This is a genomic window from Rhodococcus sp. IEGM 27 (assembly GCF_033142305.1).
Classification (GTDB): domain Bacteria; phylum Actinomycetota; class Actinomycetes; order Mycobacteriales; family Mycobacteriaceae; genus Rhodococcus_F; species Rhodococcus_F oxybenzonivorans.
Genome location: NZ_JAWLSG010000006.1, coordinates 112,462 through 127,520 on the forward strand (window position 1 = coordinate 112,462; position 15,059 = coordinate 127,520).

At 65.9% G+C, this 15,059-nt stretch carries 13 protein-coding genes; 3 read left to right on the forward strand and 10 right to left on the reverse strand.

What is annotated here, in order from left to right; all coding sequences use genetic code 11:
• Positions 1 to 62: 62 nt before the first annotated feature.
• The 4 genes from R4P95_RS21295 to R4P95_RS21310 form a co-directional block, all read right to left on the reverse strand.
• Positions 63 to 632 (reverse strand): TetR family transcriptional regulator, encoded by a 570-nt coding sequence (locus R4P95_RS21295; RefSeq protein ID WP_109334819.1) that lies wholly within the window; start codon positions 630 to 632, stop codon positions 63 to 65.
• 17 nt (positions 633 to 649) lie between these two features.
• The gene (recR, locus tag R4P95_RS21300; protein WP_109326261.1) at positions 650 to 1,258 is read right to left on the reverse strand and encodes a recombination mediator RecR; all 609 of its coding nucleotides are present in this window, start codon (positions 1,256 to 1,258) and stop codon (positions 650 to 652) included.
• Between the two features lie 9 nt (positions 1,259 to 1,267).
• A complete protein-coding gene (locus R4P95_RS21305; RefSeq protein WP_109326260.1) occupies positions 1,268 to 1,606 on the reverse strand; it encodes a YbaB/EbfC family nucleoid-associated protein in 339 nt (112 codons plus the stop codon).
• 152 nt (positions 1,607 to 1,758) lie between these two features.
• A complete protein-coding gene (locus R4P95_RS21310) occupies positions 1,759 to 2,193 on the reverse strand; it encodes an SRPBCC family protein (protein WP_213574530.1) in 435 nt (144 codons plus the stop codon).
• A gap of 245 nt (positions 2,194 to 2,438) precedes the next feature.
• Between R4P95_RS21310 and R4P95_RS21315 the strand changes: the two genes are divergently transcribed.
• Both R4P95_RS21315 and R4P95_RS21320 read left to right on the forward strand, forming a co-directional pair.
• A complete protein-coding gene (locus tag R4P95_RS21315; protein ID WP_159926819.1) occupies positions 2,439 to 3,890 on the forward strand; it encodes an FAD-binding oxidoreductase in 1,452 nt (483 codons plus the stop codon).
• Entirely contained in the window at positions 3,887 to 5,188 is a 1,302-nt protein-coding gene (locus R4P95_RS21320; protein ID WP_317745205.1) for a class I SAM-dependent methyltransferase, read from the forward strand. The genes R4P95_RS21315 and R4P95_RS21320 overlap by 4 nt, the downstream gene beginning before the upstream one ends.
• Before the next feature lie 23 nt (positions 5,189 to 5,211).
• On the opposite strand, the gene R4P95_RS21325 is transcribed toward R4P95_RS21320, so the two are convergent.
• The 3 genes from R4P95_RS21325 to R4P95_RS21335 all read right to left on the reverse strand — a co-directional run bounded on the left by R4P95_RS21325 (position 5,212) and on the right by R4P95_RS21335 (position 9,798).
• Positions 5,212 to 6,261, reverse strand: a complete 1,050-nt coding sequence (locus tag R4P95_RS21325; RefSeq protein ID WP_317745206.1) for a type IV toxin-antitoxin system AbiEi family antitoxin domain-containing protein — start codon at positions 6,259 to 6,261, stop codon at positions 5,212 to 5,214.
• A 155-nt stretch (positions 6,262 to 6,416) separates the two neighbouring features.
• Positions 6,417 to 8,555 carry a 3-hydroxyacyl-CoA dehydrogenase NAD-binding domain-containing protein gene (locus tag R4P95_RS21330; RefSeq protein ID WP_213574532.1) on the reverse strand — a complete coding sequence of 713 codons (2,139 nt, stop codon included), beginning with the start codon at positions 8,553 to 8,555 and terminating at the stop codon, positions 6,417 to 6,419.
• Between the two features lie 28 nt (positions 8,556 to 8,583).
• The gene (locus R4P95_RS21335; protein WP_213574534.1) at positions 8,584 to 9,798 is read right to left on the reverse strand and encodes an acetyl-CoA C-acetyltransferase; all 1,215 of its coding nucleotides are present in this window, start codon (positions 9,796 to 9,798) and stop codon (positions 8,584 to 8,586) included.
• A 234-nt stretch (positions 9,799 to 10,032) separates the two neighbouring features.
• On the opposite strand from R4P95_RS21335, the gene R4P95_RS21340 reads away from it, so the two are divergent.
• Positions 10,033 to 11,676, forward strand: a complete 1,644-nt coding sequence (locus R4P95_RS21340; protein WP_317745207.1) for an amidase — start codon at positions 10,033 to 10,035, stop codon at positions 11,674 to 11,676.
• 9 nt (positions 11,677 to 11,685) lie between these two features.
• Here the strand turns inward: R4P95_RS21340 and R4P95_RS21345 are convergent, their stop codons facing one another.
• From R4P95_RS21345 to R4P95_RS21355, 3 genes are read right to left on the reverse strand one after another with little or no spacing between them, the layout of a single operon-like run.
• Positions 11,686 to 12,360, reverse strand: a complete 675-nt coding sequence (locus R4P95_RS21345) for a response regulator (RefSeq protein ID WP_213574538.1) — start codon at positions 12,358 to 12,360, stop codon at positions 11,686 to 11,688.
• Positions 12,357 to 14,315: a sensor histidine kinase gene (locus R4P95_RS21350; RefSeq protein WP_317745208.1), complete on the reverse strand. Its 1,959-nt coding sequence runs from the start codon at positions 14,313 to 14,315 to the stop codon at positions 12,357 to 12,359. The genes R4P95_RS21345 and R4P95_RS21350 overlap by 4 nt, the downstream gene beginning before the upstream one ends.
• A 39-nt stretch (positions 14,316 to 14,354) precedes the next feature.
• On the reverse strand, positions 14,355 to 15,047 hold the full coding sequence (locus tag R4P95_RS21355; RefSeq protein WP_317745209.1) for a hypothetical protein: 693 nt from the start codon (positions 15,045 to 15,047) through the stop codon (positions 14,355 to 14,357).
• Positions 15,048 to 15,059 lie beyond the last annotated feature (12 nt).

Sequence of the window (15,059 nt, forward strand, 5' to 3'; positions counted from 1 at the left end):
CAGTTGGTAAATGGCTGTTCACCACTTTAGGTGAACAGTCATTTACCACGCAAGCCGAACTATCAGGGGTCGAGCAGCTGCTGCACCAGGGGGGCGTAGTGCGCCACCACCTCCTCCGGCGAACCGGAGGCATACTCCTGCATCATTTTGCGGCGCATAACCGCGAGACCGGTCAGCATCGACATCACCAGTTCCGCGCGCAGCCGCGCATCCGGACCGGTCAAGCGTGTCGCCAGCGCATCGATCATCTGCGAGGAGTAGTTGGCGCGCAGCTTGCGGCCCCGCTCCTCGCTGGCCCCGCTCATGAACAGAATGTTCAACGACAGCGGTTTGTACGATTCCATCGGGCGCGCAAACATCGACACCATCCGCTCGCCCAGCCCGTCCAGTGGGCCATTGAATATCATGTCGGCGGCCCCCCGGAAATCGACGAGGGTGTCGAACAACTGCTCTTTGGACCCGAAGTATTTGATGATGAGCGGGGCGCTGACCCCCGCATCGTCGGCAATGTCCTTGAGAGTGATCTCCCGATAGGGTCTGGTGGCGAATGCCCGCCCCGCCGCATCGACGATGAGCGACCTCGACTGCTCGGCTGTGCGTTTCGCAGGTGCGGTCGCGGTGCGTTCGGGCATCGCGGTCGGCTCGGACGTCACAGTGTGCGTCTTCCGGACAACGCTCGGCCCAGGGTCAGTTCGTCGGCGAACTCCAGGTCGCCGCCCATCGGCAGCCCCGATGCGAGCCGGCTGACCGTCAGCCCCGGAAAGTCCCGAAGCATGCGCACCAGATACGTGGCGGTGGCCTCGCCCTCGGTGTTGGGATCGGTGGCGATGATGACCTCGGAGACGTCGACCCCGTCCTCCTGATTCGCGATGCGCCCCAGCAACTCTCGAATGCGAAGCTGGTCGGGGCCGATACCCGACAGCGGGTCGAGGGCACCCCCGAGCACGTGATAGCGACCCTTGAACTCACGGGTCCGCTCCACCGCCTGCACGTCCTTCGGTTCCTCCACCACACAGATCACCGTGCGGTCCCGGCGAGGGTCGGCGCAAATCCGGCAGTACTCCTTGTCGGATACGGTGCCGCACACCACGCAGAACTGAACGCCGTCACGGACCCGCTCCAAGGCGTTCTCGAGCCGCTGAATCTCGGAAGGTTCGACGCTGAGCAGGTGAAACGCGATGCGTTGGGCACTCTTCGGCCCGACACCGGGCAGCTTGCCGAGTTCGTCGATCAGGTCCTGGACCGGGCCCTCGTACACGCCGGACCTCTAGAAGCCGGGAAGACCGGGCAGGCCTCCACCCAATCCGCCCGCCAGCGGACCGAGCTTCTCCGCCGCGATCTGCTGCGCCTTGTTCGACGCGTCCTCGATGGCGCCGATCACCAGGTCCTGCAACGTTTCGACGTCGTCGGGGTCGACGACCTTGGGGTCGATCTTCAGACCGACTACTTCACCTGTGCCTTTGACAGTCGCAGTGACGAGTCCACCACCGGCCTGCCCGGTGACCTCGGCTTCGGCCATCTCCTGTTGCGCGGCCATCAGCTGCTGCTGCATCTGCTGTGCCTGCGCCAGAAGCTGCGACATGTCGGGCTGTCCACCTGGTTGCACTGACGTGGTCCTTTCTGCGGTTACCCTGCCAGCGTAGACGGTCGCCGTCGGGGTGGCCCCACGCCGACGAACCAGGCAGCACGCACCACCTCACGGGCAGTCGTGAGCGACCTCATCCCCCTGCCCGGCAGGCGCCGGGCAGGAAGGGACGGTCAGGCGAGTTCACGCTCCAGGTTGGCGAGCACCGTTGCCTGGATCTTCTTCAGGCCCAGCGGGGCGAAGGTCTTCTCGAAGAAGCCGCCGATTCCGCCCGCGCCCTTCCATTGCGTGGTGGTCGTGACGGTCGAGCCGGACCCGCTCGGTGCGACCACCCAGGTGGTGACGAGCGAAGAATTGGCATCCGTCTCCGTGATCGTGTCGCCGGCCACGGTGACGGTCGCCTTGATGTCACGCGACCGCTTCTCGGTGGCCTTCAACGTCCACTGCGCCACGGTGCCGGTGCCCTGCCCGCCTTCGAGAACGCGGTAGTCCCGGTACTGCTCCGACAGGATGCGTGGACGCACCGTCTCGTAGTCCGACAAGGCCGCGAGCACCTTCTCCGGCGTGGCTGCGACGGTAATCGAACTGCTCGCGCTGACCTGGCCCACTGTTCTGACTCCTCTAGTACGGTTCGTACGGCATCTTCCCTCACCATCCTGCCTCTCAAATGCGGACATCGGTGACGGCGCAGCAATCGATTGTGAGCTAGGTCACCGGATCGCTGTCACGACCCGCGCGTTGGTGAGACATTTGTGTGAATCTTCGGCCCGCCGCGGCGATATGCGTGGCTTCAATCCGCGGAGAGGGATAGCGTCAGGGTGTGGCTGCCTCTTCGGTTGAACTACTGAAAAGCATGCGGGAGGGTGGACGCCCCTCCCGTGCGCATCGCACATCGCCCCTGACCGGGATCGATGCTCACCGCGCCGGTGTCGAACGGTTACTCGCGTCGTATCGCGCGATCCCTTCGGACGCCGACGTACGACTCGCCAAGAAGACGTCCAATCTGTTTCGGGCTCGCGCACACACCACCGCCCCAGGACTCGACGTCTCCGGCCTCGGCGGGGTCATCTCCGTCGATCCGCAGGCGCAGACAGCAGATGTCGCCGGGATGTGCACGTACGAGGACCTCGTGGACGCCACCCTGCCGTACGGGCTGGCACCGCTGGTGGTTCCGCAGCTCAAGACAATCACACTGGGGGGCGCGGTAACCGGCCTCGGGATCGAGTCGACGTCGTTCCGCAACGGTCTGCCCCACGAGTCCGTGCTCGAGATCGATGTTCTGACCGGCAGCGGCGACATCATCACCGCCACGCCGGAGGGCCGGCACTCCGATCTGTTCTGGGGTTTCCCCAATTCGTACGGCACACTGGGATATTCGACCCGCCTGCGGATCCAGCTCGAGCCCGTCAAACGGTATGTGGCACTGCGACACCTGCGTTTCGACTCACTCGACGAGCTGCAGTCGACGATGGACCGGATCGTCGGCGACCGGACCTACGACGGAATTCCCGTCGACTACGTGGACGGCGTGGTGTTCACCGCCTCCGAAAGCTATCTGACGCTGGGCAACCAGACCGACGAGGGCGGTGCGGTCAGCGACTACACCGGTCGCAACATCTTCTACCGGTCCATTCAGCACGCTTCGGTGAACCACCCCAAAACGGACAAATTGACCACCCGAGATTACTTGTGGCGGTGGGACACCGACTGGTTCTGGTGCTCGCGTGCGTTCGGCGCGCAGAACCCGACGATCCGCAGGTTGTGGCCGAAAAAGCTTCTCCGTAGCAGCTTCTACTGGAAGCTCATCGCGCTCGACCACAAGTACGACATCGGTGACCGTCTCGAGAAGCGGAAGGGCAATCCCCCACGTGAGCGGGTCGTGCAGGACGTGGAAGTACCCATCGAGCGCACCGCCGACTTCGTTCGATGGTTTCTCGACGAGATCCCCATCGAACCGTTGTGGTTGTGCCCGTTGCGCTTGCGTGAACCTGCGCCCGCCGGAGCGTCGTCGCAGCGACCGTGGCCTCTCTATCCTCTCGAACCGAAACGCACCTATGTGAACATCGGCTTCTGGTCGTCGGTGCCCATCCGGCCCGGAGAGCCCGAGGGGGCGGCCAACCGGCTCATCGAGGACAAGGTCAGCGACTTCGACGGACACAAGTCCCTCTACTCTGATTCCTATTACTCACGAGCGGATTTCGAGCGCCTCTACTACGGCGGCGATCGATACACCGAACTGAAAAAGCACTACGATCCCGATTCCCGGTTACTGGACCTCTTCTCCAAGGCGGTGCAACGTCGATGACAACTCTGAAAGCTCCCCGCACACAAGACCGGAAGCTGACCATCGCGGAGATTCTCGAGACTCTCTCCGACGGCATGCTCCCGTTGCGGTTCACCGCATACGACGGCAGTGCCGCCGGACCCGAGGATGCGCCCTACGGCCTGCACCTCAAGTCCACCCGCGGAACCACCTACCTGGCAACCGCCCCCGGCGATCTCGGGATGGCCCGGGCCTACGTGTCCGGCGACCTCGAAGCACGCGGCGTCCACCCCGGCGACCCGTACGAAATTCTCCGGGTAATGGGTGACGAACTGCATTTCCGTCGTCCGTCGGCGCTGACGCTCGCGGCCATCACCCGTTCGCTCGGGTGGGACCTCCTACGGCCCATCGCCCCTCCCCCGCAGGAGCATCTCCCGCGGTGGCGTCGCGTCGCCGAAGGCCTGCGGCACTCCAAGGCGCGCGACGCCGAAGTGATCCACCACCACTACGACGTCTCGAACACCTTTTACGAGTACGTCCTCGGTCCCTCCATGACGTACACATGCGCGTGCTACGAGAACACCGAGCAGACCCTGGAAGAAGCGCAGGAAAACAAGTACCGGCTGGTGTTCGAGAAGCTCGGCCTCCAGCCGGGTGACCGGCTGCTCGACATCGGGTGCGGCTGGGGTTCGATGGTTCGATACGCGGCCCGGCGCGGCGTCAAGGTCATCGGCGCCACCCTGTCGCGCGAGCAAGCCGAGTGGGCGCAGAAGGCCATCGCCGAAGAGGGCCTGTCCGACCTCGCCGAAGTCCGGTTCTCCGACTACCGCGACGTGCCCGAAACCGGCTTCGACGCCATCTCGTCGATCGGTCTCACCGAGCACATCGGCGTCGGCAACTACCCCGCCTACTTCACCCTGCTGAAAGACAAACTGCGGGAAGGCGGGCGACTGCTGAACCACTGCATCACCCGCCCCGACAATCGCAGTCAGGCGCGCGCCGGTGGCTTCATCGACCGGTACGTCTTTCCCGACGGCGAACTCACGGGCTCCGGACGCATCATCTCCGAGATCCAGAACGTGGGCCTCGAAGTCCGGCACGAGGAGAACCTGCGCGAACACTACGCACTCACCCTCGCCGGGTGGTGCCAGAACCTCGTCGACAACTGGGACGCCTGCGTCGCCGACGTGGGTGAAGGAACCGCACGCGTGTGGGGCCTCTACATGGCCGGGTCGCGTCTCGGGTTCGAACGCAACGTCGTGCAGCTGCACCAGGTCCTCGCCGTCAAGCTCGGGCCGAAGGGTGAAGCGCATGTCCCGCTCCGCCCGTGGTGGTCCTAGGCGGCTCCGCCGCCCGTGAGTGGTTAAGGAGTCTCTGCACTCCTTAACCACTCACAAGCCCGGCAGGGCCTCTCACCGGACCTCACCCACCCCTCCCGCACCAGGACGGTCTCCACTTCGCGGGCCACAACGCACGCACTCTTCGTCACCTCGTCGAACCCGTAGACAAGCCGCGGCCTTCCCTGTAGTTCTGCTGCATTGTCGCGTCGACGATCCCGGAAGGCGACCTCCGCCATGGCGTGCGCACGGCGACCGTCGAGTCGGACGATGAGCGGCACACCGTGATCGGAGTAGTCGCAGTCCTCGAACAGGGTGCGTCCGTCCACGACCACCGGCGACTGCCGTCGGGCGCGCGGCAAACCGTGCGCATCCTCGACGTCGGTGGCGTAGCGGTACTCGAGGATCGACTGGACGCCGTCGGCCAGGAGTCGCACCGCGTCCGCGAGTGCCTTGCGGTATCGGCGTGGCCGTCGCTCCTCCATGCGTCGTCGGATGTCGCGCAGCGGGATCCGGCCATTGGTCACGAGAGCGATGAGCCGGGTGTAGGCGTCCCGGGCCGTGGGTTCGGCGATCGCAACATCCAGAGCCGTGTCCGCCCTTGCCGTCCGGGGTTGGTCAGTGTCGATGGCGATGTAATCGTGCGCCCTCGACCGGTGCACGACGACTCCCGAATGGACGACGGTTCCTTCGCGGTGGCACAAACTGACCGACGCGAGGCCCGCGCCGACAACGGTCGGCGGCTGGGAAATAGCCGATCTCTTATAGGGAACGGTGATGTGCACGGGGCGCGCGGGCTCGACACGAATCATGTGCCATTCCTCGGCGGCGGTGTGGTGGCTGAGGACTGCGCCTTTGCCTCCGAAGAGCAGCGCGGCTTCCAGCGACATCTCACGAGTGATCGGTCCGTTGCTCACCGAGTAGACACCGTGGAGTACTGCTTGCCATCGACCGGATTCGACGCGGTGCCGGACTCTGCTGCGGGGAAACCCGAGGGCGTGGAGCTGCGTGTGGGTGATCAGGCCGAACTGCTTCTCGGCGACGCCTTTCAGGGCGGCGAATTTCGTAGCGGTCATACGGGGCACGATCACCGAGACTTCCGACGGGTCTCGGTGTCGCACCTGTGGAAATAAATCTCCCTGTGGATAACCCACAGGTTGGGGATAACTCAGCCCCGTGAGTGGTTAACGAGTCCAGAGACTCCTTAACCACTCACGGGCGGCGGAGCCGCCTACTTCAGCGACGCCGGCGGGGTGAACCGCTCACCGTACTTGGCGGCAAGTTCTTCAGCGCGCTTGACGAAGCCGGCCTGGCCGCCTGTGTAGCCCTGGATGTACTGCGACACACCGCCGGTCCAGGCGGGGAAGCCGATACCCATGATGGAGCCGATGTTGGCGTCGGCGGTGGTCATGAGAACACCCTCGTCGAAGCACTTCTGGGTTTCGATGGCCTCGATGAACAGCATGCGTTCGATGAGGTCCTGGAACGGGACGTCGAGTTCCTTGGAACCGAAGTTCTCCCGCAGGCCGGGCCACAGGCCTGTGCGCTTGCCGTCGGTGTAGTCGTAGAAGCCGGCGCCGCCGAGCTTGCCCTTGCGGTCGAATTTGTCGACCATCGTGTTGATGACGTCGCCTGCCGGATCGGCGGGCAGTTCCTTGCCTTCGGCCTTTGCAGCTTCCGCGGTTTCCTTACGGATCTTCTGCATCAGCGTGAGGTTCAGCTCGTCCGACAGCTGGAGCGGCGCGGCGGGGTAGCCGGCCTGCAGACCTGCCTGCTCGATCGTGGCCGGTTCGATGCCCTCGGCGAGCATGGCGATGGCCTCGTTGATGAACGTGCCGATGACGCGTGAGGTGAAGAAGCCCCGCGAGTCGTTGACGACGATCGGTGTCTTGCGGATGGCCTGCACATAGTCGAAGACTCGGGCGAGGGCCTCGTCGGACGTCTTCTCGCCGCGGATGATCTCCACGAGCGGCATCTTGTCGACGGGTGAGAAGAAGTGGATGCCGATGAAGTCTTCCTGCCGCTTCACACCCGTGGCCAGGCCGGTGATCGGCAGGGTCGAAGTGTTGGAACCGAGCAGCGCCTTCGGGTCGACGATGTCTTCGATCTCCTGGAACACCTTGTGCTTGAGTTCCTGGCTCTCGAACACGGCCTCGACGACGAAGTCGACACCGGCGAAGTCGGCCGGGTCGGCGGTCGGCTTGATCCGGTCGAGCAACGCCTTCGACTTCTCCTCGGTGGTTTTGCCACGCGCCAGCGCCTTGGCCTCGATGCCCTCGGAGTACGCCTTGCCCTTGTTCGCGGCCTCGATGGTGACGTCCTTGAGGACGACGTCGAAGCCGGCCTTCGCGGACACGTAGGCGATGCCAGCGCCCATCATTCCGGCGCCGAGCACACCGACCTTGGTGATCGGGGTCTTCTCGATGCCTTCGGGGCGGGAGGCCCCGGAGTTGATGGCCTGCAGGTCGAAGAAGAAGGCCTGGATCATGTTCTTCGCGACCTGGCCGGTGACCAGCGACGTGAAGTACCGCGCCTCGATGAGCAGCGCGTTGTCGACGTCGACCTGCGAGCCCTCGACAGCGGCCGCCATGATCGCGCGCGGCGCGGGCATGGGGGCGCCCTTGAGCTGCTTGCGCAGGTTCGCGGGGAAGGCAGGCAGGTTGGCGGCGAACGCGGGGGTGGACGGGGTTCCGCCCGGAATCCGGTAGCCCTTCTTGTCCCACGGCTGCACGCCGCCCTCTGGGTTGGCCTTGATCCACGCCTTCGCAGCGGGTACCAGTTCCTCGACGGAGGACACGACCTCGTCGATCAGTCCGACCTCCTTGGCCTGGACCGGTCCACGCTGCTGACCCTGCAGCAGTACCTGCATGAGCGCGTTCTGCAGACCGAGCATCCGGACCGTGCGCACGACTCCGCCACCACCGGGCAGCAGGCCGAGGGTCACCTCGGGGAGGCCGATCTTGACACCCTTCACGTCCGCGGCGATGCGGTGGTGGGTGGCGAGGGCGATTTCGAGTCCGCCGCCGAGTGCGGCACCGTTGATTGCGGCGACGACGGGCTTCCCGAGGGTTTCGAGGCGACGCAGATCCGACTTGAGCGCGACGCTGTGGTCGTAGACTTCCTGGGCGTTCTCGGGCCCGACCTTGATCATGTTCTTCAGGTCGCCGCCGGCGAAGAAGGTCTTCTTGCCGGACGTGATGACGACGCCCGTGATGGAATCCTTCTCGTCGACGAGGCGGTCGACGGTCGCCTTCATCGAGGAGATGTAGGCGTCGTTCATGGTGTTCGCGCCCTGGTTGGGATCGTCGATGGTGAGCACGACGATGCCGTCGGCGTCCTGCTCCCAGTTGATGATGTTCTGCTCGCTCACTGCTTCAAGTCTCCTGTTGATCCGGGCGTCAGACGCGCTCGATGATGGTGGCGACACCCATACCGCCGCCGATGCACAAGGTGATGAGGGCGTACCGGGCGTTCCGCCGCTCGAGTTCGTCGAGCATGGTGCCGGTGATCATGGCCCCCGTAGCGCCCAGCGGGTGACCCATCGCGATGGCACCACCGTTGACGTTGAGCTTCTCGTCGGGAATCTTCAGGTCCTTCTGGAACTTGAGCACCACCGATGCGAACGCCTCGTTGATCTCGAACAGGTCGATGTCGTCGACGGTCAGTCCGGCTGCGGCGAGGACCTTCTTCGACGCCGGGGTCGGACCGGTGAGCATGATCGTGGAGTCGGCGCCGGAGGTGGCGGTGGCGACGACGCGGGCACGCGGCCGCAGGCCCATGTCCTTGCCGGCCTGCTCCGTCCCGACGAGCACCAGTGCGGCGCCGTCGACGATGCCGGAGCTGTTACCACCGTGGTGGACGTGGTTGATCTTCTCGACCCAGTGGTACTTCTGCAGCGACACCGCGTCGAAGCCGCCCATTTCACCGACACCGGCGAACGACGGGTTGAGGCCTGCGAGATTCTCCACGGTGGTGCCGGGACGCATGTGCTCGTCGTGGTCGAGGACGGTGATGCCGTTGATGTCCTTCACCGGGACGACGGACTTGGTGAAGTACCCGCCCGCCCACGCCTTCGCGGCGAGATCCTGCGAGCGGACGGCGTACGCGTCGACGTCTTCGCGGGAGAAGCCTTCGATGGTGGCGATCAGGTCGGCGCCCACACCCTGCGGCACGAAGTAGTTGTCGTAGTTGGTGGCCGGGTCGAGTGCCCACGGTCCGCCGTCGGAGCCCATCGGCACGCGGGACATCGATTCGACGCCACCGGCAATCACCAGTTCGTCCCAGCCCGACCGCACCTTCTGGGCGGCGGTGTTGACGGCCTCGAGGCCCGACGCGCAGAACCGGTTGAGCTGGACACCACCTACGGTGTCGGGCAGCCCGGCGTCGTTGACGGCGATGCGTGCAATGTCCATGCCCTGGTCGCCCACCGGGGTGACGACACCGAGGATCAGATCCGAGATGCGGTCCTCGTCGAGGTCGGGGAAGCGGACGCGGAGCTCGTCGATCAGGCCGGTGACCAGCGAGATCGGCTTGACCGAATGGAGCGAACCGGTCTTCTTTCCGCGGCCACGCGGGGTGCGGATGGCTTCATAAATGAATGCCTCTGTGGTCACTTCGGGTGTTCCTTCCTTATCTGCGTCGACGCCGACAGTGCACACGGCGCTCTGCGCGGGGCATACCCCCTCACCTTTACCTTAGAACCTGTTGCAAAACCGGTGGAAGGACCGAAGCGATCCTGGATCGTGACCCAGGCGATCACGGCTCCCCTTCTCTCATCGCGCCGAGGCAGCATTTTCGTGCTCTAATGACGCGCGCCCGCACTCCCGCGACAAGAGAAGAGACCCCTCGTGCCGAACCCGCTGTCCCGGCGACGTCTCCTCGGGGCGGCGGCAGTGGGTGCCGTGACCGCAGCCGGATTCGGTGGCCGAACCGCCTCGGCCCGTCGGCGTCTTCCGCCGCCGACGTCCGTCACGGAGACCGACCCCGCTCTGTTGAGTGCGATCGAGGCTGCGACTCTTTTGCAGTCGCGTGCCCTGCACCCACGGGATCTGCTCGACGCGTGCCTCGCTCGCAGCGCGGAACACGACGGCTCGGTCGAGGCGTGGATCCGGATCTACTCGGAGCAGGCATACGCCGCGGCTGACCTGGCAGCGCAGCGACTGGCTACCGGATCGGCACCACTTGTCTGCGGATTGCCGATCGCCCTGAAAGATGTCTTCGCCGTGGCCGGGTTGCCCCTGACGGCGTCGAGCGGCGCCCTTGCCGGCAACATCGCCGCGGGCGATTCGGGCGTGTGGCGGCGGCTCCGCGATGCGGGCATGGTCCTCATGGGACACCTGCACACGCACGAGTTCGCTATCGGGACCGCCACACCCCAGGTCGGCAATCCCTGGGGCACCGAGTACTCGCCGGGCGGTTCGTCGGGCGGCAGTGCCGCCGCACTCGCCGCCCGGTTCACTCCGTGCGCTGTCGGGACGGACACCGGCGGATCACTGCGCATCCCCGCGAGCGCGTGCGGGATCACCGCCATCAAGCCGACGTTCGGCCGATGCAGCACCAGCGGCGTGATCCCGCTGACGTGGACGCGTGATCACACCGGACCGATGGGGCGCAGTGTCGCCGACGCGTCCCTGCTGCTCAGCTACATGGCGGGCGTCGACGTCGACGACCCCAGCACGTCGGTAGGACCCGACGTACCCGCAAACGGGTACCCGCTCTCCGCCGTGGGCGGCCCACAGCCGTTGTCCGGCATACGCTTCGGCCTGCCGAGCACGGCAACCGAGGACCTGCCCGAATCTGTGGGGGTGTTGTTCTCGGCATTTCTCGACCTGATCCGCCGTCTCGGCGGGGTGATCGTCGACGTCCGAATGCCGACGGTTCCCACCGGACTTCTCACCGGCGACCTGGCCGAATTCGGTTTGTATCACCAGCAGTTCGTCGATCGCCTCCCGTCGTACAGGCCGGAATCGGCTGTTGCCGCGACTGCGGCTGTCGCGAGTCTCGGCGTGCCGGTGGCAGACTACTTTTCGCTCGAACGCGAACGACGGCGTTACCAGCACGAGTACAACCGCATGTTCGCCGAGCACGCCTTGGACGTGGTTCTGCGACCCGGGGCCCTGACGGACGGAATCCGCCGCGACTCACTGGCTGATACGAGCGTGTTCGCCGGCGCCAGGGAAAACTATTTCTGGGCCAATTACACCGGGGCACCCGTGATCTGCGTTCCCGCCGGCCGGTCCACCGCCACCGGTATCCCGTTCGGCGTGCAACTCGGTGGTCTCCCGTGGGCCGAGGAGGCGCTGATCTCGACGGCACTCGAACTGCAGGAAGCGGATCCGGTGTGGCGCGACACCCCGCCACTCGCCTCGTCTCCCCGCCGGATTCCCGACGTCCGCGCCACCCGCCCCGGGCCGGGCCCGAGCCCCACGAACACGGACGACTCCGGCCCCGGGTTCAGATTCGTGCCGACGACGTCCACCGCGGCCGTCTAGCTGCCACACTCACGGATCGAGTCCGAGCCCGGCGTCCCGCGCGCGCACGATGGCGGCGGAACGGTCGGGCACACCGAGCTTGGCCAGCACGTTGGACACATGGTTGCGCACGGTCTTCGGACTCAGTACCAGTCGCCGGGAGATGCTCGCGTTGTCGTGTCCGCGAGCCACGAGGTCCAAAATCTCACGTTCCCGGTCGGTCAACTCGGGAAACACCGTCGAGCGCACCCGGTGTGAGGCCGCCATGAAGGTCATCGCCCGGGCGGCGACCGCGGCGCCCAGGATCATTTCGCCGTTCGCGACGGCTCGCACAGCACGTTCCACTTCGGCGGGATCGGCGCCCTTGACGAGATAACCCCTCGCCCCGGCACGCACCGAAGCGACGAGCGACTCGTCGTCCTCGTGCATCGTGACCACGAGCACCCGCAGCGCCGGATATGTCTGGACCAATTGGCGGGTGGCGTCCACGCCCGACCCGTCACCGAGTTCGAGGTCCATGAGCACCACATCGACTTCGGCGTCGACGACGTCGAGCGCTTCGGCGACGGAGCTGGCCTGAGCAGCCACCTCCATGCCGTCGAGTGTCGAGAGCAGCGCCACCATTCCGAGCCGGAACACCGGATGATCGTCGACGACGACCACCCGGATGGGCGAGGGTGAAGGACTGGCAATACTCGCGCTCATAGTGATGACAACGGTAGCCGGGCGGTGACCACTGTGCCTGTCGGACTCCCCGATTCGATATCGAGGGTGCCGCCGAGTTCGCGGGCGCGCTCACGCATCGACCGGGTCCCCACCCCGGCACCTCCCGTGGGATCGTACCCACAGCCGTCGTCCCGGATCATCACTTCGAGGAAATCGCCTGCTCCCGGATCCTGACCGAGTGTGGCGTCGACACGACAACCGTCGGCGCCGCTGTGCCGTCGTGCGTTGGTCACGGCCTCGACGATGATCCCGTACGCAGCGGCGCTGATCTGCGTACCGAGGCCGGCTGGCGGGTCTGCTCGTATCTGCAGCGTGAAACCACTGCGGGAGTGTGTTTCCGCCAATTCTTGCAGGGCGGGGAGAAGGCCGAGTTCGTCGAGCACCGGCGGAAACATGCTGCGGGACAGCTGCCGGACACCCTCGACCTGGTGGTCGAGTTCCGCCTGCAGCGAATCGATGAGCGCCGCTGCCGAATCGGGATCGCTGGTGAGCAGGTTCCGTGCCCCTTGCAGGCCGAGTCGGATGCCTGCCAGCGACGGCCCCAGGCCGTCGTGCAGTTCGCGGCGGATCATCTGGCGCTCCTCGAGGCGAACCGACGCCAGCTGCCGCCGCGCCTCCCGCAGATCGTCGGCCGACTGCATCACCACGAGGCCCGCCGTGACCACTGCAGACAGCTCGGTGAGCGATCTGCGCGTCCGCGAACCGAGCGTCTCCCCGGGAGGTGCAGTGACGATCATCGTGCCGAAGACCGCTCCACGATGTACCAACTCCACCGACTCTGCGGGTCCCGTCGCGTGACCCCACACTGCGGCAACACCGCTGCCACGGCGAATGGATACCGATTCGAGGCGCAACGTGACGCCCACACCGGCGGCGAGTTCCGCGAGTAGTTCCTCTGGTGACTCGGCACTGCCGAATCGCCGCCCCAGTGCGCGGACCGCTCGGGCCGGATCTGCGCCCTCGCCGTACACCAGGTGGTGCACTCGCCGCTGGAGCCACAACCGCGCGGGCTGCACAGCGACAGCGACGACTCCCGCCGCCACCACCTGCGCACCCACCGATTCACCCGCGGGGAGCAGCGCCGACACGAGCGTCGCCACCACGACGTACAACACCAGCAGCAGGACGGTGAGCGTCCCGGCCACAGTCGCACGGCTGACCGCCAGGTTCAGCCCCCACATGCGCTGCCGCAGAACGCACACCAGGATCGCGACCGGGTAGAACGCCTGCACGGCGAGGTGCACCAGTGGATTGAGCACCCACAGCCCGGGAAGCGACGCCGGCAGCGCGAGAGGAATGTACGCGGCCGTCATCAGACCGGTGCCCAGACACATCCATCCCAGACCCACCCGCTCGGCCTGCGGACCGTGCCGCCACCGCCAACCACAATCCGCCGACGCAAGCGCCCCGACGACGAGGACGGGCAGAAGCACCCAGATCGGTGGAATGTCGGTGAAGGTCCGCGACCAGAAGTACCACGCGGTCGCGCCGATACCCGCCGCGACTCCTGCCTTCGCGATCGGCCCCAGCGGATGGTCGCGGATCAGCCACGGGACGATGAGGAAGAGGCTGAGTGTGCCCGGAATCCACGCCGTGTTCTGCAGCGGTTCCAGCACACCGACTCCCGGAAGCCCGGGACGGACCAGCGCGAGCTGCGAGTAGCTGTAGCTCAGCGCGGCGACACCCACTCCGATCGCGGTGAGGCCGAGGAGGATCGGTACCGGGTGCACACGCCGAGCGAGAACGACCCCGCCCACGGTCCCGTACACCGCGGCACCGACGACATCTACCAAGAAGAACAGCTGGTTGGAATCGATACCCGGGTCTGCGCCGACGAACGCCACAACGGACAGAACCACCAGCACCCACGACGACACCGCCATGACTGCGGCGGGTACCGGCGCACCGCCGGTACCCGCCGACCCCTCGATCATTCGACATGCCCTCGTCTCGCTCATTGTTGCGAACGAGTATCACTCACGCAGGGAGGGTGCGAATGCGAATCCCACCGCACTGACCAACACCCACAGCGGTCCGGTGAACCCGGCCATGTACTGCAGGGGTGACACGCCGATGAGGGCCGTCACCAGACCGAGGACCAGGCTGACCCAGCCGATCCACCGGGGCCCGGCGTGTCCGCGTAGCAACGCGGCAGCCACCGCCAGCGCGCTGACGCCCGCCCCCGCCCACAACCACGGGATCGTCCCCATCCAGTGGGCTCCGATCACCGCGAACTCCGGCACCAGCTGATCCGTCTCACCGAGGCCGAACACCAGCTCCGTCGTCAGACCGGTCCCCAGCAGGCACGCCGCCGACGTCAGGACCAGACCGAACGCCGCAACCGACGGAAGGATGCTGTCCGTCGGTAGCGCCGCCCGCAGCCGTTGTGCCAACCCGGCTGCGAAGACGAGCAGGAGCAGCGCCGTGGCCATGATGGACACGTGCATCACGAGGATGCTGGTTCGCTGTCCGGCGAGGTGGTTCATGATCGCTACCGCGTCACCTGCCGACGACTCCGCATAGACCGCGTCGATCGACATGCTCGCCTGGATGCCGAGAATGCCGGCCGCCCCGGCCAGAATCCCGACATACGCCCACCACCGGCCACGTCGTGCCGCCGCCGGGACCTCGTTCTGCACGCCTTCAGGAACATTCACTGTGCTCATGGAACGAGAATC

Excerpts from the sequence above, each read along its gene's own strand:
- R4P95_RS21295 (WP_109334819.1), bottom strand. The coding sequence starts at position 632 with ATGCCCGAACGCACCGCGACCGCACCTGCGAAACGCACAGCCGAGCAG.
- R4P95_RS21315 (WP_159926819.1), top strand. The coding sequence starts at position 2,439 with ATGCGGGAGGGTGGACGCCCCTCCCGTGCGCATCGCACATCGCCCCTG.
- R4P95_RS21320 (WP_317745205.1), top strand. The coding sequence starts at position 3,887 with ATGACAACTCTGAAAGCTCCCCGCACACAAGACCGGAAGCTGACCATC.
- R4P95_RS21325 (WP_317745206.1), bottom strand. The coding sequence starts at position 6,261 with ATGACCGCTACGAAATTCGCCGCCCTGAAAGGCGTCGCCGAGAAGCAG.
- R4P95_RS21345 (WP_213574538.1), bottom strand. The coding sequence starts at position 12,360 with ATGAGCGCGAGTATTGCCAGTCCTTCACCCTCGCCCATCCGGGTGGTC.
- R4P95_RS21350 (WP_317745208.1), bottom strand. The coding sequence starts at position 14,315 with ATGATCGAGGGGTCGGCGGGTACCGGCGGTGCGCCGGTACCCGCCGCA.
- R4P95_RS21355 (WP_317745209.1), bottom strand. The coding sequence starts at position 15,047 with ATGAGCACAGTGAATGTTCCTGAAGGCGTGCAGAACGAGGTCCCGGCG.